The 24,026-nt window shown below is 59.6% G+C and carries 19 protein-coding genes; 6 read left to right on the top strand and 13 right to left on the bottom strand.

Annotated elements, in window-relative coordinates:
- From HCU66_RS19575 to treP, 3 genes are all read right to left on the bottom strand, one after another.
- On the bottom strand, positions 1-461 hold a 461-nt coding region (locus HCU66_RS19575), incomplete at its 3' end, for a carbohydrate porin (RefSeq protein WP_205890022.1).
- Positions 462-568: 107 nt separating this feature from the next.
- The gene (gene treC / locus HCU66_RS19570) at positions 569-2,218 is read right to left on the bottom strand and encodes an alpha,alpha-phosphotrehalase (RefSeq protein WP_205890021.1); all 1,650 of its coding nucleotides are present in this window, start codon (positions 2,216-2,218) and stop codon (positions 569-571) included.
- A gap of 182 nt (positions 2,219-2,400) precedes the next feature.
- Entirely contained in the window at positions 2,401-3,843 is a 1,443-nt protein-coding gene (treP, locus tag HCU66_RS19565) for a PTS system trehalose-specific EIIBC component (protein ID WP_205890020.1), read from the bottom strand.
- Between the two features lie 237 nt (positions 3,844-4,080).
- Between treP and treR the strand changes: the two genes are divergently transcribed.
- Together treR and HCU66_RS19555 are read left to right on the top strand one after the other, a co-directional pair.
- A complete protein-coding gene (gene treR / locus HCU66_RS19560) occupies positions 4,081-4,785 on the top strand; it encodes a trehalose operon repressor (protein ID WP_205890019.1) in 705 nt (234 codons plus the stop codon).
- 101 nt (positions 4,786-4,886) lie between these two features.
- On the top strand, positions 4,887-8,015 hold the full coding sequence (locus HCU66_RS19555) for a membrane-targeted effector domain-containing toxin (RefSeq protein WP_205890018.1): 3,129 nt from the start codon (positions 4,887-4,889) through the stop codon (positions 8,013-8,015).
- Positions 8,016-8,127: 112 nt separating this feature from the next.
- Here HCU66_RS19555 and guaA read toward each other — a convergent pair whose 3' ends face one another.
- The 4 genes from guaA to HCU66_RS19535 all read right to left on the bottom strand — a co-directional run bounded on the left by guaA (position 8,128) and on the right by HCU66_RS19535 (position 12,807).
- Positions 8,128-9,705: a glutamine-hydrolyzing GMP synthase gene (guaA, locus tag HCU66_RS19550; protein ID WP_205890017.1), complete on the bottom strand. Its 1,578-nt coding sequence runs from the start codon at positions 9,703-9,705 to the stop codon at positions 8,128-8,130.
- 99 nt (positions 9,706-9,804) lie between these two features.
- Complete coding sequence (guaB, locus tag HCU66_RS19545) at positions 9,805-11,274, bottom strand: IMP dehydrogenase (RefSeq protein ID WP_205890016.1); 1,470 nt, start codon at positions 11,272-11,274, stop codon at positions 9,805-9,807.
- Between the two features lie 141 nt (positions 11,275-11,415).
- Positions 11,416-11,964 carry a sugar ABC transporter ATPase gene (locus HCU66_RS19540; RefSeq protein ID WP_205890015.1) on the bottom strand — a complete coding sequence of 183 codons (549 nt, stop codon included), beginning with the start codon at positions 11,962-11,964 and terminating at the stop codon, positions 11,416-11,418.
- A gap of 75 nt (positions 11,965-12,039) precedes the next feature.
- On the bottom strand, positions 12,040-12,807 hold the full coding sequence (locus tag HCU66_RS19535; RefSeq protein WP_205890014.1) for a sulfite exporter TauE/SafE family protein: 768 nt from the start codon (positions 12,805-12,807) through the stop codon (positions 12,040-12,042).
- 100 nt (positions 12,808-12,907) lie between these two features.
- Here HCU66_RS19535 and HCU66_RS19530 point away from each other — a divergent pair, with 100 nt between their 5' ends.
- The 3 genes from HCU66_RS19530 (at position 12,908) to HCU66_RS19520 (ending at position 16,075) form a co-directional block, all read left to right on the top strand.
- On the top strand, positions 12,908-13,804 hold the full coding sequence (locus HCU66_RS19530; RefSeq protein ID WP_205890013.1) for a LysR substrate-binding domain-containing protein: 897 nt from the start codon (positions 12,908-12,910) through the stop codon (positions 13,802-13,804).
- A 66-nt stretch (positions 13,805-13,870) separates the two neighbouring features.
- On the top strand, positions 13,871-15,250 hold the full coding sequence (xseA, locus tag HCU66_RS19525) for an exodeoxyribonuclease VII large subunit (protein ID WP_205890012.1): 1,380 nt from the start codon (positions 13,871-13,873) through the stop codon (positions 15,248-15,250).
- 3 nt (positions 15,251-15,253) lie between these two features.
- The gene (locus tag HCU66_RS19520) at positions 15,254-16,075 is read left to right on the top strand and encodes a peptidoglycan DD-metalloendopeptidase family protein (RefSeq protein WP_205890011.1); all 822 of its coding nucleotides are present in this window, start codon (positions 15,254-15,256) and stop codon (positions 16,073-16,075) included.
- A gap of 242 nt (positions 16,076-16,317) precedes the next feature.
- Here the strand turns inward: HCU66_RS19520 and HCU66_RS19515 are convergent, their stop codons facing one another.
- Positions 16,318-16,545 (bottom strand): hypothetical protein, encoded by a 228-nt coding sequence (locus HCU66_RS19515; RefSeq protein ID WP_205890023.1) that lies wholly within the window; start codon positions 16,543-16,545, stop codon positions 16,318-16,320.
- Between HCU66_RS19515 and leuA the strand changes: the two genes are divergently transcribed.
- Positions 16,538-18,217 (top strand): 2-isopropylmalate synthase, encoded by a 1,680-nt coding sequence (gene leuA, locus HCU66_RS19510; RefSeq protein WP_205890010.1) that lies wholly within the window; start codon positions 16,538-16,540, stop codon positions 18,215-18,217. The two genes, HCU66_RS19515 and leuA, sit on opposite strands and share 8 nt — an antisense overlap.
- Positions 18,218-18,383: 166 nt before the next feature.
- Here the strand turns inward: leuA and HCU66_RS19505 are convergent, their stop codons facing one another.
- From HCU66_RS19505 to HCU66_RS19485, 5 genes are all read right to left on the bottom strand, one after another.
- Positions 18,384-19,175 (bottom strand): amidohydrolase, encoded by a 792-nt coding sequence (locus tag HCU66_RS19505; protein ID WP_205890009.1) that lies wholly within the window; start codon positions 19,173-19,175, stop codon positions 18,384-18,386.
- Entirely contained in the window at positions 19,163-20,311 is a 1,149-nt protein-coding gene (locus HCU66_RS19500) for a pyridoxal phosphate-dependent aminotransferase (protein ID WP_205890008.1), read from the bottom strand. Before HCU66_RS19500 ends, HCU66_RS19505 begins: the two co-directional genes overlap by 13 nt.
- Before the next feature lie 239 nt (positions 20,312-20,550).
- Positions 20,551-22,023, bottom strand: coding sequence for a ribosome biogenesis GTPase Der (der, locus tag HCU66_RS19495; RefSeq protein WP_205890007.1), 1,473 nt, complete (start codon positions 22,021-22,023; stop codon positions 20,551-20,553).
- A gap of 211 nt (positions 22,024-22,234) precedes the next feature.
- Positions 22,235-23,386 carry an outer membrane protein assembly factor BamB gene (bamB, locus tag HCU66_RS19490; RefSeq protein WP_205890006.1) on the bottom strand — a complete coding sequence of 384 codons (1,152 nt, stop codon included), beginning with the start codon at positions 23,384-23,386 and terminating at the stop codon, positions 22,235-22,237.
- Complete coding sequence (locus HCU66_RS19485; protein WP_205890005.1) at positions 23,379-24,020, bottom strand: tetratricopeptide repeat protein; 642 nt, start codon at positions 24,018-24,020, stop codon at positions 23,379-23,381. Before HCU66_RS19485 ends, bamB begins: the two co-directional genes overlap by 8 nt.
- Positions 24,021-24,026 lie beyond the last annotated feature (6 nt).

Raw genomic sequence — 24,026 nt, 5'->3', positions numbered from 1 at the left:
CCGGTGGCGCTCTGGTTCCAGTAGTAGAAGTCGGAGATGTGGATGTCGTTGCGTTTGTAATAACGCCGACCGGCCCACAGCGAACCGCCATTGAGGCTGGGCATGTTCGACCATTGCGCATACAGCTGCGGCATGCGCACCGAGCCGTTGTCGCCGTTGAACGTCAGGCTGCGGTCGTACTGGTTATACAGCGAGGCCATGCCATCGACACTGAGCACCGAACCGTCGTCCAGCGTGAACAGATCCTGACGCAACTCCAGTTCCGCATACTGTTCGCATTCGTTGCCCAGCCGGTATTTCGACTGCGCGCCCGGCAATTGAAAGCACGACTGCGAACTGCTGTTGACCGAGGTGCCGACACCGCTGCGCAAATAGCCGGCGAACTCCAGCGCCTGGGCCGACAACGGTAACGCCAGGCAAACACTCGCTGCTGCAAGGCTGCGATTTATTGTTGTTTTCAAGAACCACCTCATTATTTTTATTGTGTGATGCAGCAAAACCGGCGCGCAAAACTCCCCCGCGCAGTGTTCTGCGTGTGTTTTGAAACAGCGCTTTTATTGGTTAAGGACTAGCTGTCGGTCAGGTGCAGAACGAACGACTCATAGGGCCGTAGGAACACCTGCCGATGTCGCGGCGGACAGTCCGGGTAGTTGCTGATCACCAGACGTTGTGCCATCGCTTCGCTGATCACGTCCGGCGGCAATTCGACTTCGCATGGCGTGCCATAGAAGTTGTTCAGTACCAGCAAACGCTCGCCATCGCCTTCACGCACGTACGCCCAGACTTGCGCGTGTTCAGGCAACAACTGCCGATACACGCCATCGGACATCAGCGCTTCACGGCGGCGCAGGGCAATCAGCTGACGGTAGTGATGCAACACCGAATCCGGGTCGTCGAGTTGGTGGGCGACGTTGATCTGCGCCGCGTTGGCCGGCACGCCGATCCAGGGTTCGGCAACGCTGAAGCCGGCGTTCGGCTCGGCGCTCCAGTGCATCGGCGTGCGACCGTTGTCCCGGGACTTCTGCATGATCGCCGCCATGTTGTCGGCGTCGCTTGCACCGGCCTCGCGCTTGAGCCTGAAGATGTTCAGGGTTTCCACATCGCGGTACTGATCGATGTGATCGAATCCCGGATTGGTCATGCCCAGTTCTTCACCCTGATACACAAACGGCGTGCCTTGCAGGAAGTGCAGCGCCGTGCCGAGCATCTTCGCCGACACCACCCGATGCTCGCCGTCATCACCAAACCGCGAGACCACCCGTGGCTGGTCATGGTTACACCAGAACAGCGCGTTCCAGCCACCGCCGGCCTGCATGCCGGTCTGCCAGTCAGAGAGGATGCGCTTGAGTTCGAGGAAGTCGAAATCGGCGCGAATCCATTTCTGCAGGTTCGGGTAATCAACTTTCAGGTGATGAAAATTGAAAGTCATGGAGAGCTCTTTCGACTCCGGCCGCGAGTAGCGAATGCAGTGTTCCAGGCGGGTGGACGACATCTCGCCGACGTTGATCAGGTCATGGCCTTCGAATACTTCACGGTGCATCTGCTGCAAGTACTCGTGGACGTTCGGGCCGTCGGTGTAGAAGCGCCGACCGTCGGTGTTGTCCTCGGGGAAATCCGCCGGTTTGGAAATCAGGTTGATCACATCCAGACGGAAACCGCCCACGCCCTTGTCGCGCCAGAACCGCATCATCTTGAAGACTTCGGCGCGCACCTTGGGGTTGTCCCAGTTCAGGTCGGCTTGCGTGTGGTCGAACAGGTGCAGGTAATACTGGCCGGTCTGAGCCTCGTACTCCCAGGCCGAACCGCCGAACTTGGATTCCCAGTTGTTCGGCTGGTCGCGCCAGATGTAGAAGTCGCGATAAGGGCTGTCGAGGCTGCTGCGGGCCTGCTGGAACCAGGTGTGTTCGATCGAGGTGTGGTTGACCACGATGTCGAGCATCAATTTGATCCCGCGCTTGGCGGCTTCGGCGATCAGCAATTCGCAGTCGGCCATGGTCCCGTAGCTCGGGTCGATGGCGTAGTAATCGCTGATGTCGTATCCGTTGTCGCGCTGGGGCGAACGCAGGAACGGCGTGATCCACAGGCAATCGACACCCAGCCAGTGCAGGTAATCGAGCTTGGCCACGACGCCGAGCAAATCCCCCGTGGGGTTGCCGGCGTGGCTGTGAAAACTCTTCGGGTAGATCTGGTAGATCACCGAACGTTGCCAGTCTTGCATGGCGGGATTCCTTCAGTAGGTTTTGTACTGGCCATTTTTTGTGGCGAGGGGGCTTGCCCCCGTTGGGTCGCGCAGCGGCCCTGAAAATCTGCAACGCCATTGCATCAGGGCACACCGCATTTGCAGGTTCTACGACTGCTGCGCAGCCGAACGGGGGCAAGCCCCCTCGCCACAGCAATCTGTCAGGCGACCCGATACCCGGGCCGGACAATTTTCAGGCTCAACCCGCAGGTCAGAACAAACGGCACGACCATGGCAATCATCATCCCGACCACGAACATCGGAATGAACTGCGGAATGATCGAGATGAAACCGGGCAAGCCGCCAACGCCGATCGCCGAGGCCTGGACCTTGTTCAGCGACAGGAAGATGCAGCCCAGGGCAGAGCCGATCAGGGCCGCATAGAACGGAAACTTGTAGCGCAGGTTGACCCCGAACATGGCCGGTTCGGTGATGCCGAAGTAAGCAGAAATCGCCGAAGTCGAGGCCATGCTTTTGTCCCGCACATTGCGGGTCATGTAGAACACCCCCAGTGCCGCGCTGCCTTGGGCGAGGTTGGACATGACGATCATCGGCCAGATGAAAGTGCCGCCCTGGGTGGAGATCAATTGCAGGTCGACCGCGAGAAACATGTGGTGCATGCCGGTGATCACCAGCGGTGCATAGAGCAGGCCGAAAATCGCCCCGCCAATCATCGGCGCCAGGTCAAACAGGGTGACCACGCCTTCAGTGATGAGAATCCCCAGATGGCGGGTCACCGGACCAATCACCGCCAGCGCCAGCACACCGGTGACAACGATGGTGGTGATCGGCACCACCAGCAATTGCACTGCGTTAGGCACCCGCGCCCGCAGCCATTTTTCGACGACGCTCATCACATAGGCCGCCAGCAGGATCGGCAGGATTTGCCCCTGATAACCGACCTTCTCGATCTGGAACACACCGAGGATGTCGAAGTACGGCAGGCTCTGCCCCTCCAGCCCCGCCACCGCTTTGCCATAGTTCCAGGCGTTGAGCAGATCCGGATGCACCAGCATCAGGCCGAGCACAATGCCGAGGATTTCGCTGCCGCCAAACCGTTTGGCCGCCGACCAGCCCACCAGCGCCGGGAGGAACACGAAAGAGGTGTTGGCCATCAGGTTGATCAGGCTCCAGAGCCCGTCAAGCTTCGGATAAGCGTCCAGCAGAGTCTTGCCCTCGATGAACATGCCCTTGGCGCCAATCAGGTTGTTGATGCCCATCAGCAGGCCGGCAATGATCAGCGCCGGGAGGATCGGCATGAACACGTCGGAAAACACCCGCACCAGGCGCTGCACGGCGTTGATCTTGTCGGCGCTTTTCTGTTTGACGTCGGCGATGGTCGAGACGGCGAGACCGGTTTGTCGACGCAGCTCGGCGTAGACCTTCTCCACTTCGCCGGGGCCGATCACCACCTGGAACAGGCCGCCGGTGTAGAACGAACCTTTGACCAGATCGATCTGGTTCAGCGTGGCGCTGTTGACCAGGCTCGGGTCCTTGAGGGCCAGGCGCAGCCGTGTGACACAGTGCGCGGCCTGCTCGAGGTTGTCGCTGCCACCGAGGCTATGCAGCAGCTCGGTGACGATGTTCGGGTAGTCATGGCTCATGCTTGTTCTTCCGCTGTCGTTTTTTGTTATTGGCAGCACGCCGAAGCGAAAAGTACTCGTCTGTACGAGTTATTGCAACAACTCGTACAGACGAGTTTGATTTTGTTTATTCTGAACCCGACAAACGGTGATATTTCCTACCCCCAAAACACCCGAAACCTAAAGCCGCATGGACAAACCCTTACCCTGCCCTTAAGGTTCAAAACCTTGAACACAGCGCGGCACAGAGCCATCCCCATGAGTAAATACAACCAGATCTACAACGATCTGCTTGCCAGTATCACGACCGAACGTCTGGAACGCGGCGCCCGATTGCCTTCCGAAACCGAACTGATGGACAGCTATCAAGCCAGTCGCGGCACCGTGCGCAAGGCCATCGAGCAATTGCAGGAGCGCGGTTTCGCCCAGAAAGTTCACGGCAAAGGTACCTTCGTGCTGTCGACCAACCCGATCGAGTTTCAGCTCGGCGGCATCGTCAGCTTCCAGGAAACCTGGCCGCGACTGGGCAACGACGTCAGCACCGAGGTGGTCGAATTCACCCAGATCCCCCTCAAAGGCCCGCTGCTCGAGCACATCAAGGCTGCAGAAGGCAGCCTGATCACCCGGATAAAGCGCGTGCGACGGATCGACGGCAAGCGGGTGATCCTCGACATCAACCATTTCGTCAGCGACGTGATTCCCGGCCTGTCCCGCAACATCGCCGAACACTCGATCTACGCCTACATCGAGCAGACCCTGCAACTGCAAATCGCCTACGCCCAGCGCACCATCGAAGCGGTGCCTCTCAGCAAGGACGACCAGCAACACCTGGACCTCGACGGCCAGAGCCATGTGATCGTGGTCAGCAACCAGACCTTCCTGCAGGACGGTCGTCAATTCGAATACACCGAGTCGCGACATACCCTGGACAAGTTCTACTTTTCGGATGTGGCCCGGCGCTGACACTACACGGCCTTGAACGCCGGTGTGCGGTACATATGTAGTGCACTCCCCTTGAGCAAATGGGCCATCCTCGACGCCCATTTCTCAAGGATAGAGAGCGCATGAATCCAACTGAAATCCGCCCGCTACCCAACGCGGCGGACAAGGCAGCCCTCAAGGTCATCGCCGCCCATGTCGTCAAGGCTTGCCCCAGCTTGCAGGACACGGCACACGAGGTCGCCGCAGAGCTGCTCGTCAAATATGGCCTCGTCGGTTTCGACCCCGACCAGGTTTATTTCCACCGGTTCAAAACCGCTCAACATCTGGAGTCATCGTTCACCGGATGGCAGCATTACGATGAGAAACCCTATGAATCCACGACTCTGACCCAATTGGTCATTCACCGCTTCCGTGCCACCGATCAGGACAACGCCGACTTGCTGGGCTTGTACGACGGCTTCTATACCGCAGGACCGCAGGCAAGAAACTTCGATGCAACCAACGAAGTCCGCCTGCCCGCCGACAAGGTGATGAAGGACTTCTGGGACATCAACTTCAGCGACCTGTACCGCAGCAAACTAAATGCGTTCTGGAACGACTTCGCCGACGACTTCCGTACCTTGGCCAAATGCAACTTCCTCGGCAAAGCCGTTGGGGCTCGCGATAGCGGGCAGTTGACTGACGATGATTTTCAGACCGTGGTCAACGCGGTCATCGGTCCATTGACCTGGCCGGTCAGCCTGAAAATGCTGCAAGCCGAAACGTCGGCTGGCCAAGGACTACGCGTCGGTATGCTGGACATCGACGGCCACTTGGCGACCAATATCCTGCGCATCATTGATCCCAAGGGCCGTCAGATTCTTTACGTACCCGGTGAAGCCGAGGCGTTCCAGGTGTTCGAGACACCGCTGGACATGCACTGGTGGGCGTTGAATCAAATGAACCAAGAGGTGCCTCGTCGGGCCTTCATGAATCATTTCCCCCTCGCCGAGCGCCAGGCAATCACCGAGAACATCACCGACCTGATGAATCGCCTGGTGAGCACTTGGGGTCAAGCCGACCATCACCTGATCAACCAGAAAGACCTAAGCGTAACGGGCGACGCCTTCAGCCGGTTGCGTGATTCGACACGTTCAGCAATGTCCGCCGAAGCCGATTTATCCCTGACCTCCAACGGCGATCTGCGGAAAAAATTGTGGATCGGTTACCTGAGTGCCGGTTTGAAAGTATTCGGGCCGATGGCGGCCGTTGGCTGGCCAGTAGCGCTGCCGGTGATCGGCGCCAGCCTCGCCAACATGGGGCTGAACATCGACCAGGCGGTCAACGGCAAGACCGCAACCGCGCGTAAGGAAGGTGTTATCGGGGCGATCTTCAGCACTATCGATACGCTGTTCAACCTTCCGTTCTTGAAAGGCGTCGGATCGACGACGGAGGTCGGCGCAGAGATCGAGGCCGCCGAAGCCACAGAATGGAATGAGTATTCAGAAACCCTGCGGACACCGGATGAAACGGTTCCACCGAACGAACAGCCCTCTATCCCTGAAGAGACCGAGAACATATTGCCCCCCACCGGAGCAATAACCCCCATGCCCTCTGAAGCTGTTCAGCTATCCGACATTGCGCAGGAGTATCAGAGCAACGAACTGCTTGAAGGAGCAACGCCGATCACCGAGCCAGGCAAGTTCCAGGGCATTTACCGGCTCGACTCCGATCCGCCTTACGCCATTTTAATGAACGATACCGCCTATTACGTGCGCTACTTTCCCGACTCACAAGGTGGTGGCTATTGGGCGATTGTCGATCCGGCCAGACCGAACCAGTTCGTCCACTCATTGCCGGTGCGTTTGAATGCCGAAGGCCAATGGGAGCGAATGCCAAAACTCGGATTACAGGCGGGTGGGCAATGCCTGGGTAAACAGTGCGCAGTCGAGCTGGAAATGGTCGTACGTGAGCCGGAACAGAACGTCGGCCAGCCAGTGGCAGAAGGTGGGGCCGATGTGTCGCATCCTCCAGCCGACGCACAGCCGCAACCCTCGTCGTCAAGGACGCCACGACTGGTAACAACGCCCTACGATGTAGAAGCGCACGCCAGGGCCGGTCTGAGAAGATGGGCATTGGGGATTCGCGAAACACACGTCCAACTTCAAGTGGGCCCCAATGGGAATCTGATCGCTCCGGATCGATATGCACTGAACTTCACCGAGAAAGCCAGAACGCTCCTGGCCTCCGCCAGACGCTTCTATCAATATCTCTCTTGGGAAAATCTGCCCCGACGCCCGCAAATCCCGACCGTGGAAAGCTCAACGACGTTCGGTTCGCTGATTGAACGTGTTTTCAATGCAGCTCCCGGACTGGTCATCGGTGAAACACTGGACCGGATCACCAGCATGCGTCTGATGATCGAGAACATGCCCTCCCTGGCTTCTCAGGGCGTTAAAACCATTTACATGCGCCGCTTGCTCATCGACTTTGTCCAGGTCGATCTGAATGACTATTTCAACACCGGTGCCATGTCCGAAGACCTGCAGGCGTATCTGACTCATCTCGGCACAGACCCTGCGGGCCAATTCAACGAACTGGGGCTTGTGAAAACCGCCAGAGAACACGGGATTCGCGTTCAGGCGACCGAATGCACGGCCAACTATCGAAAACCTGTGCTTCTCACAGCAGTGGATGAGCAGATGATGGCCAACCATCTGACGAGCGATATCATGTTCTCGGACCAAGCGCTCAATACCCCCGGTAAATGGGTGGCGTTGACCGGCGTAGAAAACACCAATACGTTCAGAGGGCTCGCGGGCCTCAGCGAACTGGAAGGAGGCATCGGCTTACGGATAGAAGAAGTCAATCCGGGAGACGGGCAAAGGCTTGATGTTGACCCCGGCATCGAAATAGAGCGTGGCCCCTTTTTTACTAATGATGTGTCACGCGGAACCGTCGACACCTTTCACGCCGACTTGCGCCTGCAAATGGAGGCGCCGCTGGTGAGCAGGACCGAGGCACAAACACGACGCCTGCTTTTTCGTCAGGGGATGTACCTGTTCGAGAAGACGGACGGTGTCTACACATTGATTCACCGGAGTCAGAGCGGATCGATTGTGCGCACTGCTGTGGAACAACTGGCTGGAGGAGATTACCGCATCATTCGCCCGACATGGACCGATGTCAGCGGCGTTCCTTTCGCCAGCCTTCAACAGCTGTCACGGGGTCTCAACAAAATGGGGTTGAACCTGCAAAGCCGTATTCCCTGACCCAAAAGAAGTCAGCACCCTGGCCTTGATCTCGATTTTCACACTCGCACAAACGAAAAAACCCTGGCCAAAGCCAGGGTTTTCTCTTAATCAGATGCTCGAAATAGCGGGATCACTCCCACTCAATCGTCGCTGGCGGCTTGCTCGACACGTCATACGTGACGCGAGAGATGCCTTCGATTTCATTGATGATGCGGCCGCTGACGGTTTCCAGCAGCTCGTAAGGCAGGTGTGCCCAACGCGCTGTCATGAAGTCGATGGTTTCCACGGCACGCAGGGCCACGACCCAGGCGTAACGACGGCCATCGCCGACAACGCCAACCGATTTCACCGGCTGGAACACCACGAACGCCTGGCTGACCTTGTGGTACCAGTCGGCCTTGCGCAGTTCTTCGATGAAGATGTGGTCGGCACGACGCAGCAGGTCGGCGTATTCCTTCTTCACTTCGCCGAGAATCCGCACGCCCAGGCCCGGGCCCGGGAACGGGTGACGGTAGACCATGTCGTACGGCAGGCCCAGTTCCAGGCCCAAACGACGGACTTCGTCCTTGAACAACTCGCGCAGCGGTTCAACCAGCTTGAGGTTCATTTCTTCCGGCAGGCCACCCACGTTGTGGTGCGACTTGATCACGTGCGCCTTGCCGCTTTTCGCGCCAGCCGATTCGATCACGTCCGGGTAGATGGTGCCCTGGGCCAGGTACTTGATGTTGTCCAGCTTGCAGGATTCGGCATCGAACACGTCGATGAAGGTACGGCCGATGATCTTGCGCTTCTTCTCTGGATCGGACTCGCCAGCCAAGTTGTTGAGGAACTGGTCCTCGGCGTTGGCGCGGATCACTTTGACGCCCATGTTCTCGGCGAACATGGCCATCACTTGCTCGCCTTCGTGCAGACGCAGCAGGCCGTTGTCGACAAAGACGCAGGTCAGCTGGTCGCCAATGGCTTTGTGCAGCAGTGCGGCAACCACCGAGGAGTCCACGCCGCCGGACAGGCCAAGCAGCACGTTGTCGGTGCCGACCTGGGCGCGGACCTGGGCGATAGCGTCTTCAGCGATTTTCGACGGGGTCCACAGCGCTTCGCACTCGCAGATGTCGAGGATGAAACGCGACAGGATGCGACCGCCTTGCTTGGTGTGGGTCACTTCCGGGTGGAACTGCACGCCGTAGTAGCGACGCTCATCGCTGAACATGCCGGCAATCGGGCAGCTCGGAGTGCTGGCCAGGATGTGGAAGTCTTCCGGCATTTTGGTGACCTTGTCACCGTGGCTCATCCATACGTCGAGGCCGAACAGGCCATCGGCGTCGATGTGGTCTTCGATGCCGTCGAGCAGGCGGCTCTTGCCGACCACGTCAACGCGGGCGTAACCGAACTCACGCAGGTCGGAACCTTCAACCTTGCCGCCCAGTTGCTCGGCCATGGTCTGCATGCCGTAGCAGATACCGAAGACTGGCACGCCCAGGTCAAACACCGCTTGCGGGCAGCGAGGGCTGTCGGCTTCGTGCACGGACTCGGGGCCGCCGGCGAGGATCACACCTTTTGGAGCGAATTCGCGAATGGCTTCCTCGTCCATGTCGAACGGATGCAGTTCGCAGTACACGCCGATTTCACGCACGCGACGGGCGATCAGTTGGGTGTACTGGGAACCGAAATCGAGGATCAGGATGCGGTGAGCGTGAATATCGAGGGCCATGATTCAGTCTCGTCTAAGTCATTCAGAAACAGTCGTGATTCAGAAACAACTCGGGGCTGAATAAAACAGCCCCGGTTGCTTAGCTTGTTGCTTGAAGGCTCAACCTACGCGGTAGTTTGGCGCTTCCTTGGTGATCTGCACGTCGTGGACGTGGGACTCGGCCATGCCAGCGCCGGTGATCCGCACGAACTCGGGCTTGGTGCGCATTTCTTCGATGTCGGCACTGCCGGTGTAACCCATCGAGGAGCGCAGGCCGCCCATCAGCTGATGGATGATGGCGCTCAGGGTGCCCTTGTAAGGAACACGCCCTTCGATACCTTCCGGAACCAGCTTCTCGGCACCCGCGGAAGAGTCCTGGAAGTAACGGTCGGAGGAACCTTGAGCCTGGGACATGGCGCCCAGCGAACCCATGCCGCGGTAAGCCTTGTACGAACGGCCCTGGAACAGTTCGATCTCACCTGGCGCTTCTTCAGTACCGGCGAACATCGAGCCCATCATCACGCAGGAAGCACCGGCCACGATGGCCTTGGACAGGTCACCGGAGAAACGGATGCCGCCGTCGGCGATCAACGGAACGCCAGTGCCTTCAAGGGCGGCGGCGACGTTGGCGATGGCGCTGATTTGCGGAACACCGACACCGGCGACGATACGGGTGGTGCAGATCGAGCCTGGGCCGATACCGACCTTGACTGCATCAGCGCCGGCTTCGGCCAGGGCCTTGGCGGCAGCGCCGGTGGCGATGTTGCCGCCGATGACCTGCACTTCAGGGAAGTTCTGTTTGACCCAGCGAACGCGGTCGATCACGCCTTTGGAGTGACCGTGGGCGGTGTCGACCACCACCACGTCAACGCCGGCATGGACCAGGGCGGCTACGCGGTCACCGGTGTCTTTACCGGTACCGACTGCAGCGCCAACGCGCAGACGACCTTGATCGTCCTTGCTGGCCAGCGGGTAGGCCTTGGCTTTTTCGATGTCGTTGACGGTCATCATGCCTTTGAGGGCGAATTTGTCGTCGACGATCAGCACGCGCTCGATGCGGTGCTTGTGCAGCAATTCACGCACATCGTTCTTGTTGGCGCCTTCCTTGACCGTGACCAGACGCTCTTTGGGCGTCATCACTTCACGGACACTGGCGTCCAGACGGTTTTCGAAGCGCACGTCACGGGAGGTGACGATGCCGACCAGGTCGCCATCGTGCAGTACCGGAACGCCGGAAATGTTGTGCTGGCGGGTCAGTTCGAACAGTTCACGCACCGTGGCGTCGGCCTCGATGGTGATCGGGTCCTTGACCACACCGGCTTCGTAACGCTTGACCTTGCGCACTTCGGCAGCTTGCTGCTCGATGGTCATGTTCTTGTGGATGATGCCGATGCCACCTTCCTGAGCCATGGCGATTGCCAGACGGGCTTCAGTAACGGTGTCCATAGCGGCGGAAACCAGTGGAATATTCAGCTCGATGCCACGGGTAAGGCGGGTCTTGAGACTGACTTCGTTAGGAAGCACCTCGGAATAACCGGGCACTAAGAGAATGTCGTCGAATGTCAGAGCTTCTTGGCTGATACGCAGCATCGCGGGGGCTCCCGAGCGGGAAAATGGAAGCGCGCCATTATAGTCAGACACCCCCTCGGGTTCAACGTAAAACTCTGCCTATTATTGGCATTACTGACATACGGAGAAACAACGTCCCCTGTAGTGGACCGGCGTCGGCATTTAGAGTTCGACTTTGACCCAACTCACGGGCTGATCCAGCCAATCGGCAAACTCATCGATAAAGTCCTGCTTGAACCCGGCCTCGAGCCAATTGTTGAAGATGAACCCCAGGTTGGAAAAGCCGCACTCCTGCAAGAACAGAAAGCCGTTGATGTCGTCTTCATGCCCGCATTCAGGGCAGATGAAGTTATCAGTGCGCCCCGGCATCCAGTCTTCCAGGCTTTCGAACAGCGCCTCGCCGATCTCCTTGCGGCACTCGGCGCAGCCGGCTTCTTCGAGGAAACCCTTGGCCGGTGTATAGATGCAGCGCTTGGTGATGATCTCCAGCCCATTGATCGGCTCGCCGAACGGCAGCGCTTCAGGGTGCAGGACCACGGCGCGGGCGCCATCGGCGATGGCGTGGGCCATGCGATTGCCGGTGCGGCCACAGGTGCTCAGCTCTTCTTTAATGATGTTCTTGCGCACCAGCCAACGCACCACCGCCCGGGCCCGGGGTTCGTGAACCGGCAGTGTGGAGATTTTCGGGACGATGATGCTTTGCGAATTCATGGTGCAAGCCTGCTGCAAATACTGAAGATTACCCTTGTGGGAGCGGTCGGCAGCTTAATGCCTGACGAATTCCGGTCAAGTACCCAAGTAACGCCCGATCAAGGCAATCCCGCTGGCCAACACCAGCCAGGTCACCAGCCGCACGAAGGCCTCGCGGGACAATTTCAGGGTCAACCGCCGGCCGACCCACAACCCCAGCGCCATCGCTGGCAACAAGCACAGCGCCAATACCAATAAGGGTAGCTCGGCATAGACACCGGCGACGGCAAACAGGCTCAAACGCACCACGGTGCTGCAACTGATCAATGCACTCTGGGTGGCCCGGGCCGCGTCCTTGGGCAACCGGCTGTTCAAATAGATCGCGTATAAGAAGCCGCCACTGCCAAACAACGCCCCGAACATCCCGCCCACCGTTCCCATCGGCACCGCCCACCCGGCATCCAATTGCGCTGGACGGGTTTTAATCCACAGGCTGTAAATCGCGTAGGCGCTGATAAACAGCCCCATCAACAGCAGCAATACATCGGATTTCAAGTTCAACAGAAAAATCACCCCCAACGTGCAACCCACCGCCATGCACGGCAGCAGTCGCAGCAACTCGGACCGCGCTACATTTCGGCGCGAGGGCAGCAGATTGCCGAACGCGGCGACGAAATCCAGCAGCACCAGCAGCGGCACGATTTTCGACAGCGGCATGAACAGAATCAGAATCGGCCCCGCCACCAGCGCGGTGCCAAAACCGGCAATGCCGAACACGATGTACGCCAGGGCAACACCCAATCCAATCACCCACCAATCCACCGCACCCCACGGCCACTGGTTTAACAACTCCAACACATTCATCGACACGGCTTCCTTTTATTCCTGTGATGACTTTAGCCAGCACCGGGCGTTGCGACTAATATCTTCAAAATCGACCACCCATCTCAAAAAGGCATACCTGGTGCTTTCAACCCGCCAATTGCGTTACTTCGTGGAAATCGCCGAGAGCGGCAGCTTCAGCGCCGCGGCCGAACGACTGTTTATTGCTCAGTCAGCCTTGAGCCGGCAGATCAAGGACATGGAAACCCGCCTGCAAACGCCGCTGTTCGAACGCACCGCACGCCAGCCCCGACTTACGCCGGCGGGTGAAGCCTTTTTACCTCGTGCCAGAAACCTGCTGAACGAACTGACCAAAGCCAGCGAAATGGCCACTCAAGTGGGCACCGGTCAACTGGGCGTTTTGCGCCTGAGTCACTCAAGCACCGTGCCCATGAGCGGTCGGCTGCTGCGCGGCATCAGCGTTTATCTGGATCAGCACGCCGGGGTGTCGATGGACATCGTCAAGCTGTCCTCCGAGGCGCAACTGGAAGAGTTGGCCGAAGGTCGCCTCGATGTGGGTCTGTTGCGCCTGCCGGTACTGCGTCAGCGCGAAGGGGTGCAGATTGTTCCGTTGTACAGCGAGCGTCTGTTGCTGGCGGTGCCGCCGAATCATCGACTGGCTGTGGATAAGCCTGCACAAGGCATCGATCTGGCTCAGTTGAAGAATGAAGCGTTTATTTCCATCCCTCATCCACAGCGTGGCGGCCTGAGCTATCTGTCCGCCGAGTTGTGCATGCGCCAGGGGTTCTTTCCCCGGGCGGCTCGGGTGGTGTCGCGCAAAACCACCCAACTGCAATTGATCCAGGCCGGATTCGGCATCGCGCTGTTGCCGGAATCGATGCAAGACATCGCGCCACCGGATATCCACTTTCAGCCCTTGGCCGACCCGGATTGCCACAGCACCGTCGCCCTCGCCTATCGGCAGAGTCCCACTGCGCTGATTCAACAATTCGTTGAACACTTCACCCGATCGGCGTAGCAACACCACAGGGGATTTTCGCCGGATCATGGAGATTGATCGCCGAATGCCTTTAAACTGCGGCCCATGATTAAAGATCCCTTTGCAAGACTCGGCCTGGACCGGGAAGTCCTGACTGTCAGCCAGCTCAACGGCCGCGCGCGGGTGTTGCTCGAAGACGTGTTCAGCAACATCTGGGTCGAAGGCGAAATCTCCAACCTCGCCCGCCCGGCGTCCGGCCATGTGTATTTCACCCTCAAGGACAGTGGCGCCCAAGTGCGTTGCGCACTGTTCCGGCAGAACGCCGCGCGGGTTCGCCAGGCGCTGAAGGACGGTCTGGCGGTCAAGGTGCGCGGCAAGGTTTCGCTGTTCGAGGGCCGCGGTGATTACCAACTGATTCTCGACACCGTGGAGCCAGCCGGTGATGGCGCCCTGCGCCTGGCGTTCGATGCATTGAAGGAAAAGCTCAGCGCCGAAGGCCTGTTCAGTGCCGAGCGCAAAGTGCCGCTGCCGGCGCACCCGCAACGCATCGGTATTATCAGCTCACCCACCGGTGCGGTGATTCGCGACATCATCAGTGTGTTCCGCCGCCGCGCACCGCAAGTGCAACTGACGTTGATCCCCACCGCCGTGCAAGGCCGCGAAGCCACCGCGCAGATTGTCCGCGCACTGAAACTGGCGGATGCCCGTGGTTTCGATGCGTTGATCCTGGCCCGTGGCGGCGGCTCGCTGGAAGACCTCTGGTGTTTCAACGAAGAAGCCGTGGCCCGCGCCGTGGACGCCTGCGTGACACCGATCGTCAGCGCCGTCGGCCACGAAACCGACGTGTCGATCAGTGACTTCGTCGCCGACGTCCGCGCCCCGACACCGTCTGCCGCCGCCGAGCTGCTGGCGCCGGACTCCAGCGATCTGGTGCGTCGGGTCGAAAGCCTGCACCAACGATTGGTGATGCGCATGCGTGACCGCTTGATGCGTGACCGGCTGCGTCTGGAAGGCATCTCTCGCCGCTTGCGCCATCCTGGTGAACGCCTGCGTCAGCAAGCGCAACGCCTGGATGATCTGGACATGCGTCTGCGCCGCGCGTTCGAACGCAGCCTCAACATCCGTCGCGAACGCTTGATCCGCCTGGAAACCCGCCTTGCCGGGCAACATCCGGGGCGGCAATTGGCGATGCTTCGCCAGCGTCTCGACAGTCTCGCCGAACGTCTGCCCCGGGCCATGCGCGAAGGGCTCAAGTCCCGTCGCCTGCAACTGCAAAGTCAGATGCAGACGCTGCACGTGGTCAGCCCGTTGGCGACCCTCGCTCGTGGCTACAGCATTCTGCTGGACGAGCGCGGCAACGCGATCCGCAGCGCCGCGCAGACCCATACTGGCCAGCGCCTGAAAGCCAAACTCGGCGAAGGCGAGCTGCAAGTGCGGGTCGAAGACAATCACCTGACGCCCGTCACCCTTTCTTTACTGGATTGATCCATGCCGCGTTTTTTCGCTCCGCTGCTGTTGCTGTGCCTGACCTTCAACGCCCACGCCGACAGTTACATCACCCGCCTCTTGAACAAACCGGTACCGGGTGGCGTAGCCGTGGTGGATCTGGGCAGCTCTGCCCAGGCGCCAAAAGCCAGCTATCAAGGCAGACCGGTACTGGTGGTCAAGGAACAGAACAACTGGCTGGCCATCGTCGGCGTGCCGCTGACCATCAAACCGGGCAATCAGTCGCTGAGCAGCGGTGGTCACAATCTGAGCTTCACCGTCGGCAACAAGAAATACCCGGAACAGCACATCACCCTGAAGAATACGCAGCAGGTCAATCCGAACCCGGCGAATCTCAAGCGCATCGAGGGCGAGTTGGCCGAGCAGATCCAGGCTTACCGCAGCTTCAGCCCGAATACTCCGAGCAACCTGTTGCTGGACAAACCGGTCAATGGGCCGTTGTCGAGCAAGTTCGGCGTGCGCCGCTTCTTCAATGGTGAAGAACGCAATCCCCACGCGGGCCTCGACTTCGCGGTGCCTGCTGGCACGCCAATCAAGACGCCGGCGGTCGGTAAGGTGATCCTGATCGGTAACTACTTCTTCAACGGCAACACAGTGTTCGTCGACCATGGGCAGGGCTTTATCAGCATGTTCTGCCACATGTCGAAGATCGATGTGAAGGTCGGGCAGCAACTGGCGCGGGGTGACGTGGTCGGGAAAGTCGGAGCGACTGGCCGCGCGACCGGGCCGCATATGCACTGGAACGTCAGCTTGAACGATGCGCGGGTGGACCCGGCGATTTTCATTGGTGCGTTTCAGCCATAAGCAGTGGTTGAGGTTGATGGCCTCTTCGCGGGCAAGCCTCGCTCCTACAGTTTTCGGGTGACCGCAACACAAATCTGTAGGAGCGAGGCTTGCCCGCGAAGGCGATGTCACAGGCGCCGCTGACCTGAACTTCACCGCCAACCTCCAATTGCGCATCGCTCAATCCTCTCGCAAAAATAAAAACAATCGCTGCCATTCCAAGCAATAAAATCGCGACAAACTATATTTTTCGACTATTCCTCTCAAATTTTTTCGACTGCTTGCCATCCTTTCCCCTCGCGGTTAGGGTTGAAGGCATGAAAACCTCTCACACCCTCATTCAGCTTCGCCAGCACCGCAGCCTGTGCCTCGTCAGTGCACGACTGCCGGGCTGAATCGCGGCGCCTCGTCTTACGCTCTACCAGAACATTTTGATCCACCGGCAGGCCGCCTTTTTTCGGCCCACACAATAAGGATTTTCCAATGAGCATGCTCAAAGACCCGTCTTCGAAATACCGCGCGTTCCCGACCATCGACATCCCGGATCGCACCTGGCCGTCGAAGACCATTACCGCAGCGCCCATCTGGTGCAGCTCGGACCTTCGTGACGGCAACCAGTCGCTGATCGAGCCAATGGACGCGGTCAAGAAGTTGCGTTTCTGGAAGACCCTGGTGCAGGTCGGCGTGAAAGAAATCGAAGCCTCGTTCCCGGCCGCTTCGCAAACCGATTTCGACTTCGTGCGCACCCTGATCGAAGGCGGCCACATCCCGGATGACACCACCATTCAGGTGCTGACCCAGGGCCGTGAAGACTTGATCGCGCGTACGTTCGAATCCCTGCGCGGTGCCAAGAAGGCTATCGTTCACCTGTACAACGCGACCTCCCCTTCCTTCCGCCGCATTGTCTTCAACCAGGACAAGGACGGGATCAAGGCCATCGCCGTGAACGCCGCCAAGCTGTTCGTCAAATATGCCGCCCAGCAGCCGGACACCGAGTGGACTTTCGAATACTCGCCAGAAACCTTCAGCGCCACCGAGCTGGAATTCGCCAAGGAAGTCTGCGACGCGGTGATCGAGGTGTGGAACCCGACGCCTGAGCACAAGGTGATCCTCAACCTGCCCGCCACCGTCGAATGCGCGACCCCGAACATCTATGCCGACCAGATCGAATGGTTCGGCCGTCACATCAATCGTCGTGACAGCGTGATCATCAGCCTGCACACCCACAACGACCGTGGCACTGGCGTAGCCGCCACCGAGCTGGGCCTGATGGCCGGCGCCGACCGTGTCGAAGGCTGCCTGTTCGGCAACGGCGAGCGTACCGGTAACGTCGATCTCGTCACCGTGGCGTTGAACCTCTACACCCAAGGCGTTGACCCTGAGCTGGACTTCTCCGACATCGACGGCGTGCGCAAAGTCGTCGAAGAGTGCAACCAGATTGCAGTGCACCCACGTCACCCGTACGTCGGCGACCTGGTTCACACCGCGTTCTCCGGCTCCCACCAGGATGCGATCCGCAAGGGCTTCGCCCAGCAGCAACCGGACGCCCTGTGGGAAGTGCCCTACCTGCCGATCGACCCGGCCGACATTGGCCGCAGCTACGAGGCGGTGATTCGCGTCAACAGTCAGTCGGGCAAGGGCGGTATCGCTTACCTGCTGGAACAGGAATACGGCATCAGCTTGCCGCGCCGCATGCAGATCGAGTTCAGCCAGGTCGTGCAGCGTGAAACCGATCGCCTGGGCCTGGAGATGACGGCCCAGCAAATCCACGCGCTGCTGCACAGCGAGTACTTGCAGGCCAACACCCCGTACGCGCTGGTCAGCCATCGCTTGCAGGAAGAAAACGGTCACAGCGCCGTGGAAGTCGAAGTCTCCAGCAAAGGCCAGGGCGAAACCAACCTGCACTGGCGCGGCAAGGGTAACGGCGCCCTGGAAGCACTGGTGGCCGGTCTGCCGATCCCGGTGGAAATCATGGACTACAACGAACACGCCATTGGTGCAGGCACCAATGCCAAGGCCGCGGCCTACATTGAACTGCGCGTTAACGGTGAGCGTGCAGTGCACGGCGTCGGCATCGATGAAAACTTCACCACTGCCAGCTTCAAGGCCCTGTTCAGCGCGCTGAACCGCTCCCTGAGCCAGCCGGAAGCGAAAGCGGCGTAAAAGTCTCTTCGCTGCAATGCAAAAGGCCCCGAGGCGAAAGCCTCGGGGCCTTTTTGTTGATTGATCGTTCCCACGCTCCGCGTGGGAATGCCTCAAGGGACGCTCCGCGTCCAGTGACGCGGAGCGTCACGGGCTGCATTCCCACGCAGAGCGTGGGAACGATCGGTTACGTGAACTCGAAGGTATCGGCATCCAGATTCGCCGGAAACCGCGTGCGATAAGCCGCCAATTCCGCCGCGTCCAGAACGACCTTGAACACGCCATCGGCATCGCCTGCGCTGAGCAACGTCTCGCCCTGAAAATCCAGAACCTGACTGTCGCCGGTATACGCAAAGCCTTTGCCATCGGTACCGATGCGGTTCACCGCCGCCACATAGCAGAGGTTTTCAATCGCCCGTGCCGGCAGCAAACGGTTCCAGTGCTGACGCCGTGCCCCCGGCCAGTTGGCGGTGTACAGCAGCAAGTCAGTGTCTTGCGGATCGCGACTCCAGACCGGGAAACGCAGGTCGTAGCAAATCAGCGGCCGCACTCGCCAGCCCTTCAACTCGAACTGCACCTGACGCTCGCCTGGGGTGTAGTGGTTGTTCTCGCCCGCCATGCGGAACAGGTGACGCTTGTCGTAGTGCCACACCTCGCCGTCCGGCCGTGCCCACAACAGACGGTTGCGATGGCTGCCATCAGTGGCCTGGACGATGATGCTGCCAGTGACCACCGCGTCCAGCTTCGCCGCCTGAGCCCGCAACCATTTGCTGGTGGGGCCATTTTCCGGCTCGGCGAGGGTTTCCGACTCCATGGAGAAACCGGTGGTGAACATCTCCGGCAGGATGATCAGGTCCGCGCCGCGAGCCTGTTCCAGCAACGGCTCGAAATGCTCCAGATTGGCCTGACGATCATGCCAGGCCAGGGTGGTCTGGATCAGGGCGAGATTCAGATTGGGCAGAGCACTCAGATCGCGCATAGTTTTGCCGCTGCTTCGCGCAGGGTTTCCTCGCGTTTGGCAAAGCACAGACGCACCAGGCGCTGGCCGACCGGTGGCGTCTGGTAGAACACCGAGATCGGGATGCTCGCCACGCCATGTTCACGGGTCATCCACAGCGCCATCTCGACGTCATTGAGGTCCGGGCGAATCTGCGAATAATCGACCAACTGGAAATAAGTACCGGCCACGCGGGTAAAACTGAAGCGCGACGGCGTCAGCAGATCGCAGAACAGATCGCGCTTGGCCTGATAGAAGCCAGGCAGCTCTTCGACGTGTTCCGGGTGCTCGGCCATGTAATCAGCCAACGCGTACTGCAGCGGCGTCACGCCGCAGAAACTGACGTACTGGTGAACCTTGCGCAGCTCCGCGCTAAGGGCCGGCGGCGCCACGACATAACCGGTTTTCCAACCGGTGACGTGGTAAGTCTTGCCGAACGAACTGACCACAAATGCGCGCTGATAGAGTTCTTCGTGAGCCAATACGCTGACATGAGGCACGCCGTCGAACACCAGGTGTTCGTAGACCTCGTCGCTGATCACATAGATGTCGCGGTCGCGAATCAACGCCGCCAGCTGATCCAGCTCGGCACGGCTGATCAATGCGCCGCTTGGGTTATGCGGGGTATTGAGGATGATCATCCGCGTGCGCGGACTCAGGGCTTCGGCGAGCTTCTGGAAGTCGATGGCGAAGTCCTTCAGGCCGAGTTGCACATGCACGCAGCGACCGCCGGCCAGCTCGACCGAGGGCTCGTAGCTGTCGTAGCACGGATCGAACACGATCACTTCATCGCCGCTGTGGATCACCGCCTGAATCGCGCAGAAGATCGCCTGGGTCGCGCCGGGGGTGACCGTCACTTCGCTGTCTGCATCGACATGAGCACCGTAGCTGCGAGCGATCTTCGCCGCGATCTGCTGACGCAACACCGGCAAGCCGGTCATCGGCGAATACTGGTTGTGGCCACTGGCAATATGCCGACCGACCGCATCGCGCAGGGCTTGCGGGCCGTCGAAATCGGGAAAGCCCTGGGACAGATTGATCGCCCCGGTTTGCGCCGCGAGCTGAGACATCTGCGTGAAGATAGTGATGCCGACATTCGGCAGCTTACTGGTGATCATCGGTGATTCCCTGCTCTACACCCGGCTCTAACGGCGGCGCGGGAGAGCCCGAGAATAGCCCAAACGGCGCCCATAAAAAAAGGGCACCAACAGGCGCCCTTCTCTAAATCGATCGTCCCCACGCTCTGCGTGGGAATGCATCCCGTGACGCTCTGCGTCACATTCACGATGGACGCGGAGCGTCCGTAGCGGCATTCCCACGCAGAGCGTGGGAACGATCAATGACGTGCTGCTGTGAATCAGCGCTTGTCGCGGCGCTTCTTGTCGGCCTTCTTGTGGTGCGACATCAAACGACGCTTCTTGTTGACCTGGCGGTCGGTGAGCGTGTTCTTGTTGCCTTCATACGGGTTCTCGCCGCCCTTGAACTCGATACGGATCGGCGTGCCGACCAGCTTGAGCACACGACGGTAAGTGTTTTCCAGATAGCGCACGTACGACTTCGGCACCTTCTCGATCTGGTTACCGTGGATCACGATGATCGGCGGGTTCGCACCACCCAAGTGGGCATAACGCAGCTTGATCCGGCGGTTGTTGACCATCGGTGGCGCGTGCTCGCCGACCGCGTCTTCCAGAATCTGGGTCAGGCGGTTGGTCGGCCAACGGGTGACCGCGGACTTGAACGAGTTCTGTACCGACGCATAGAGGTTGCCTACGCCGGTGCCATGCAGGGCCGAGATGAAGTGGATGTCGGCGAAGTCAACGAAGAACAGGCGACGTTGCAGCTCGACCTTCACGAAATCGCGCTCGCTCGGCGTCATGCCGTCCCACTTGTTGATCGCGATCACCAGCGCACGACCGGCTTCAAGGGCAAAGCCCAGCAGGTTGAGATCGTGGTCCACCACGCCTTCGCGGGCGTCCATCACGAAGATCACCACGTTGGCGTCTTTGATCGCCTGCAGGGTTTTGACCACGGAGAACTTTTCGACTTCTTCGTGAATCTTGCCGCGCTTGCGCACACCGGCGGTGTCGATCAGCGTGTACTTCTCGTCATTACGCTCGAACGGGATGTAGATACTGTCGCGGGTGGTGCCGGGTTGGTCATACACGATCACCCGGTCTTCACCGAGCATGCGGTTGACCAGGGTCGACTTGCCGACGTTCGGACGGCCGATGATAGCGATCTTGATACCGTCTTTTTCGCTCGGGCCAGGAATGCGCTTGGCTTCCTCACCTTCGGCAACGATCTCTTCCTCTTCGCCTTCCTGCGGTTCTTCTTCGTCTCTCGGGAAGTCGCTCAGGGCGATTTCCAGCATCTGGGTGATGCCACGACCGTGAGCACCGGCGATCGGGATCGCGTGGCCCATGCCCAGCGGGGCAAATTCGGCGCGGGCCATTTCCGGGTCGATGTTGTCGACCTTGTTGGCGACCACGTAGGAGCGCTTGTTACGCTTGCGCAAGTGCTCGGCGATCATCTGGTCTGCCGCAGTGAAACCGGCCTTGGCATCCACCAGGAACAGAACGACATCCGCTTCTTCAATGGCCAGCAGCGACTGCTCGGCCATTTTTTCGTCCATACCGTGTTCGTCACCGGAGATACCGCCGGTGTCGATCAAAATGTAGGAACGCCCTTGCCACTTGGCCTCACCGTACTGGCGATCACGGGTCAGACCGGACAAGTCGCCAACGATGGCGTCGCGAGTCCTGGTCAGGCGGTTGAACAAGGTGGACTTGCCGACGTTCGGTCGGCCCACCAGGGCGATTACGGGAACCATGCGGCTCTCCACTTCGTTATTTCAGAAAATACAAAAGCCGCTGCGAGGCAGCGGCTGGTGCTCGGGGCAATCACTGTAGGAGCGAGCTTGCTCGCAAAAAACGCAACGACACCGCGTTTATTCAGACAGCAACCGTAATCGTTGACGTCCATCGCGAGCAAGCTCGCTCCTACAGGTGAAGCCGCTTGGGGTTAAAACCCAAGCATAGTCGTTACTTGATGGTCAGGGCTTCCAGTTTGCCGCTGTTGCCATACACATAAATCGTGTCACCCACCACCAGCGGACGGGCACGCAGGCCGTCGCTGTCGATGCGCTCGCGGCCGACGAAACGACCGTCCACCTGACTCAACAGGTGCAGGTAACCTTCCAGGTCACCGACTGCAACGTAGCTGGAGAACACTTCCGGAGCCGACAGTTGACGGCGGGCCAGCGAATCGTTGCTCCACAAAGCCGTGGTGGAACGTTCGTCGACGCCTTCAACGGTGCCCGAAGACAGGCTCACGTAGACGCTGCCAAAACCCTGAGCGACGCCGGCATAGCTGGAAGCATCACGCTGCCAGAGCTGACGACCGCTTTCCAGGTCCAGTGCCGCGACGCGACCCTGGTAGCTGGCGACATACAGCGTGCCACCGGACAGCAGCAAGCCACCGTCGATATCGACCACACGCTCCAGCTCCGAACGACCTTGTGGAATCGCTACACGCTGCTCCCACACCGGCACGCCGTTGGACACATCGAGAGCGACTATTTTACCTGTCGACAGGCCAGCCACCGCGAGACGGTTGGTGACGATCGGTGCGCTGGTGCCACGCAGGGTCAGAACCGCTGGCGTGCTGTCATACAACCAGCGCTGGTTGCCAGTTGCGGCGTCCAGACCGATCAGACGGTCATCCTGGGTCTGAACCACAACAACGTCACCGTTGGTGGCCGGCGGCGCGAGGACTTCACTGGTCACGCGAGCGCGCCATTTCTCTTCACCGCTGCTGGCATCCAGGGCAACGATTTCACCCTTGAGCGTGCCGATCATGACCAGACCGTAACCCACGCCAACGGCGCCGGAGACAGGCAGTTCGAGATCTTTCTTCCATTTGACGTCGCCATTGCCGCGATCCATCGCCATCACCACACCGGTGACGTCGGCGGCATAGAGGGTATCGCCATCGATCGCCGGAACCAGCATGTTGTAGGTTTCGCCCTGACCGTCACCGATCGAACGACTCCACTGCTTGTGCAGAACCACTTCTTCCTTGAAGTCGGTCAACTCGGCCGGCGGCAATTCTTTTTTGCTGTTGCTGCTGCAACCCGCGGCCAGTATGGCCAGAGTCAGCAATGCTGCATGTTTCCAACGGATCACGTCACGCATCCCCTTTGGCCAGGTCGTCCAGCTTGATTTGTAGGCCGCCGACCGCCGCTTCATCCGACAGTGCCGCCTTGGCTTTTTGATACGCTGCGTTCGCTTCGTCGGTACGACCCAACTGCACCAGCAGATCGCCCTTGAGTTCTTCACGGGTGGCCAGGAAGGCCTTGTCGGCATCGCCTTCGAGCAGTTTCAGGGCTTCATCGACCTTGTTCTGCGCGGCCAGCACCTGCGCCAGGCGCTGACGGGCGATTTCGCCCAGTGCCGGGTTGGCCGGTTTGTCGACGATGGCTTTCAGCTCGCTGGCGGCGTCGTCCAGCTTGGCGCTGTCGACCGCGACTTTGGCCACGAACAGGCTGCCGTATTGCGCATAAGCGCTGCCACCGAACTCGCTTTTGAGCTTGCCGGCCAGTTCCGAAACACGTGCAGCATCGGGCTTGCCGTCAGGCGTCAGCGTGGTTTCGAGCAATTGCTGATAGAGAATCGAGGCGCCTTGCGACTGATTGCTCTGATACTTCTGAAAGGCCTGCCAGCCGAACACGATGACCAGCGCCAACAGGCCGCCAGTGACCAGGGGCTTGCCGTTGCGTGTCCACCAGTCCTTCAACTCCGCCAGATGTTCGTCTTCGGTACTCGACACCCCAAT

It is taken from the genome of Pseudomonas frederiksbergensis (assembly GCF_017114915.1).
Lineage (GTDB): Bacteria > Pseudomonadota > Gammaproteobacteria > Pseudomonadales > Pseudomonadaceae > Aquipseudomonas > Aquipseudomonas frederiksbergensis_I.
The sequence above is the reverse complement of the archived record's forward strand: the minus strand, read 5'-3'. Positions and strand labels throughout refer to the sequence as shown.

Coding starts and splice junctions, on each gene's coding strand:
- HCU66_RS19505 (WP_205890009.1), bottom strand. CDS start 19,175: ATGCGCGATCTGAGTGCTCTGCCCAATCTGAATCTCGCCCTGATCCAG.
- HCU66_RS19540 (WP_205890015.1), bottom strand. CDS start 11,964: ATGAATTCGCAAAGCATCATCGTCCCGAAAATCTCCACACTGCCGGTT.
- treC (WP_205890021.1), bottom strand. CDS start 2,218: ATGCAAGACTGGCAACGTTCGGTGATCTACCAGATCTACCCGAAGAGT.
- HCU66_RS19535 (WP_205890014.1), bottom strand. CDS start 12,807: ATGAATGTGTTGGAGTTGTTAAACCAGTGGCCGTGGGGTGCGGTGGAT.
- HCU66_RS19500 (WP_205890008.1), bottom strand. CDS start 20,311: ATGATCACCAGTAAGCTGCCGAATGTCGGCATCACTATCTTCACGCAG.
- leuA (WP_205890010.1), top strand. CDS start 16,538: ATGAGCATGCTCAAAGACCCGTCTTCGAAATACCGCGCGTTCCCGACC.
- treR (WP_205890019.1), top strand. CDS start 4,081: ATGAGTAAATACAACCAGATCTACAACGATCTGCTTGCCAGTATCACG.
- bamB (WP_205890006.1), bottom strand. CDS start 23,386: ATGCGTGACGTGATCCGTTGGAAACATGCAGCATTGCTGACTCTGGCC.
- HCU66_RS19555 (WP_205890018.1), top strand. CDS start 4,887: ATGAATCCAACTGAAATCCGCCCGCTACCCAACGCGGCGGACAAGGCA.
- guaB (WP_205890016.1), bottom strand. CDS start 11,274: ATGCTGCGTATCAGCCAAGAAGCTCTGACATTCGACGACATTCTCTTA.
- HCU66_RS19515 (WP_205890023.1), bottom strand. CDS start 16,545: ATGCTCATTGGAAAATCCTTATTGTGTGGGCCGAAAAAAGGCGGCCTG.
- der (WP_205890007.1), bottom strand. CDS start 22,023: ATGGTTCCCGTAATCGCCCTGGTGGGCCGACCGAACGTCGGCAAGTCC.
- treP (WP_205890020.1), bottom strand. CDS start 3,843: ATGAGCCATGACTACCCGAACATCGTCACCGAGCTGCTGCATAGCCTC.
- xseA (WP_205890012.1), top strand. CDS start 13,871: ATGATTAAAGATCCCTTTGCAAGACTCGGCCTGGACCGGGAAGTCCTG.
- HCU66_RS19520 (WP_205890011.1), top strand. CDS start 15,254: ATGCCGCGTTTTTTCGCTCCGCTGCTGTTGCTGTGCCTGACCTTCAAC.
- guaA (WP_205890017.1), bottom strand. CDS start 9,705: ATGGCCCTCGATATTCACGCTCACCGCATCCTGATCCTCGATTTCGGT.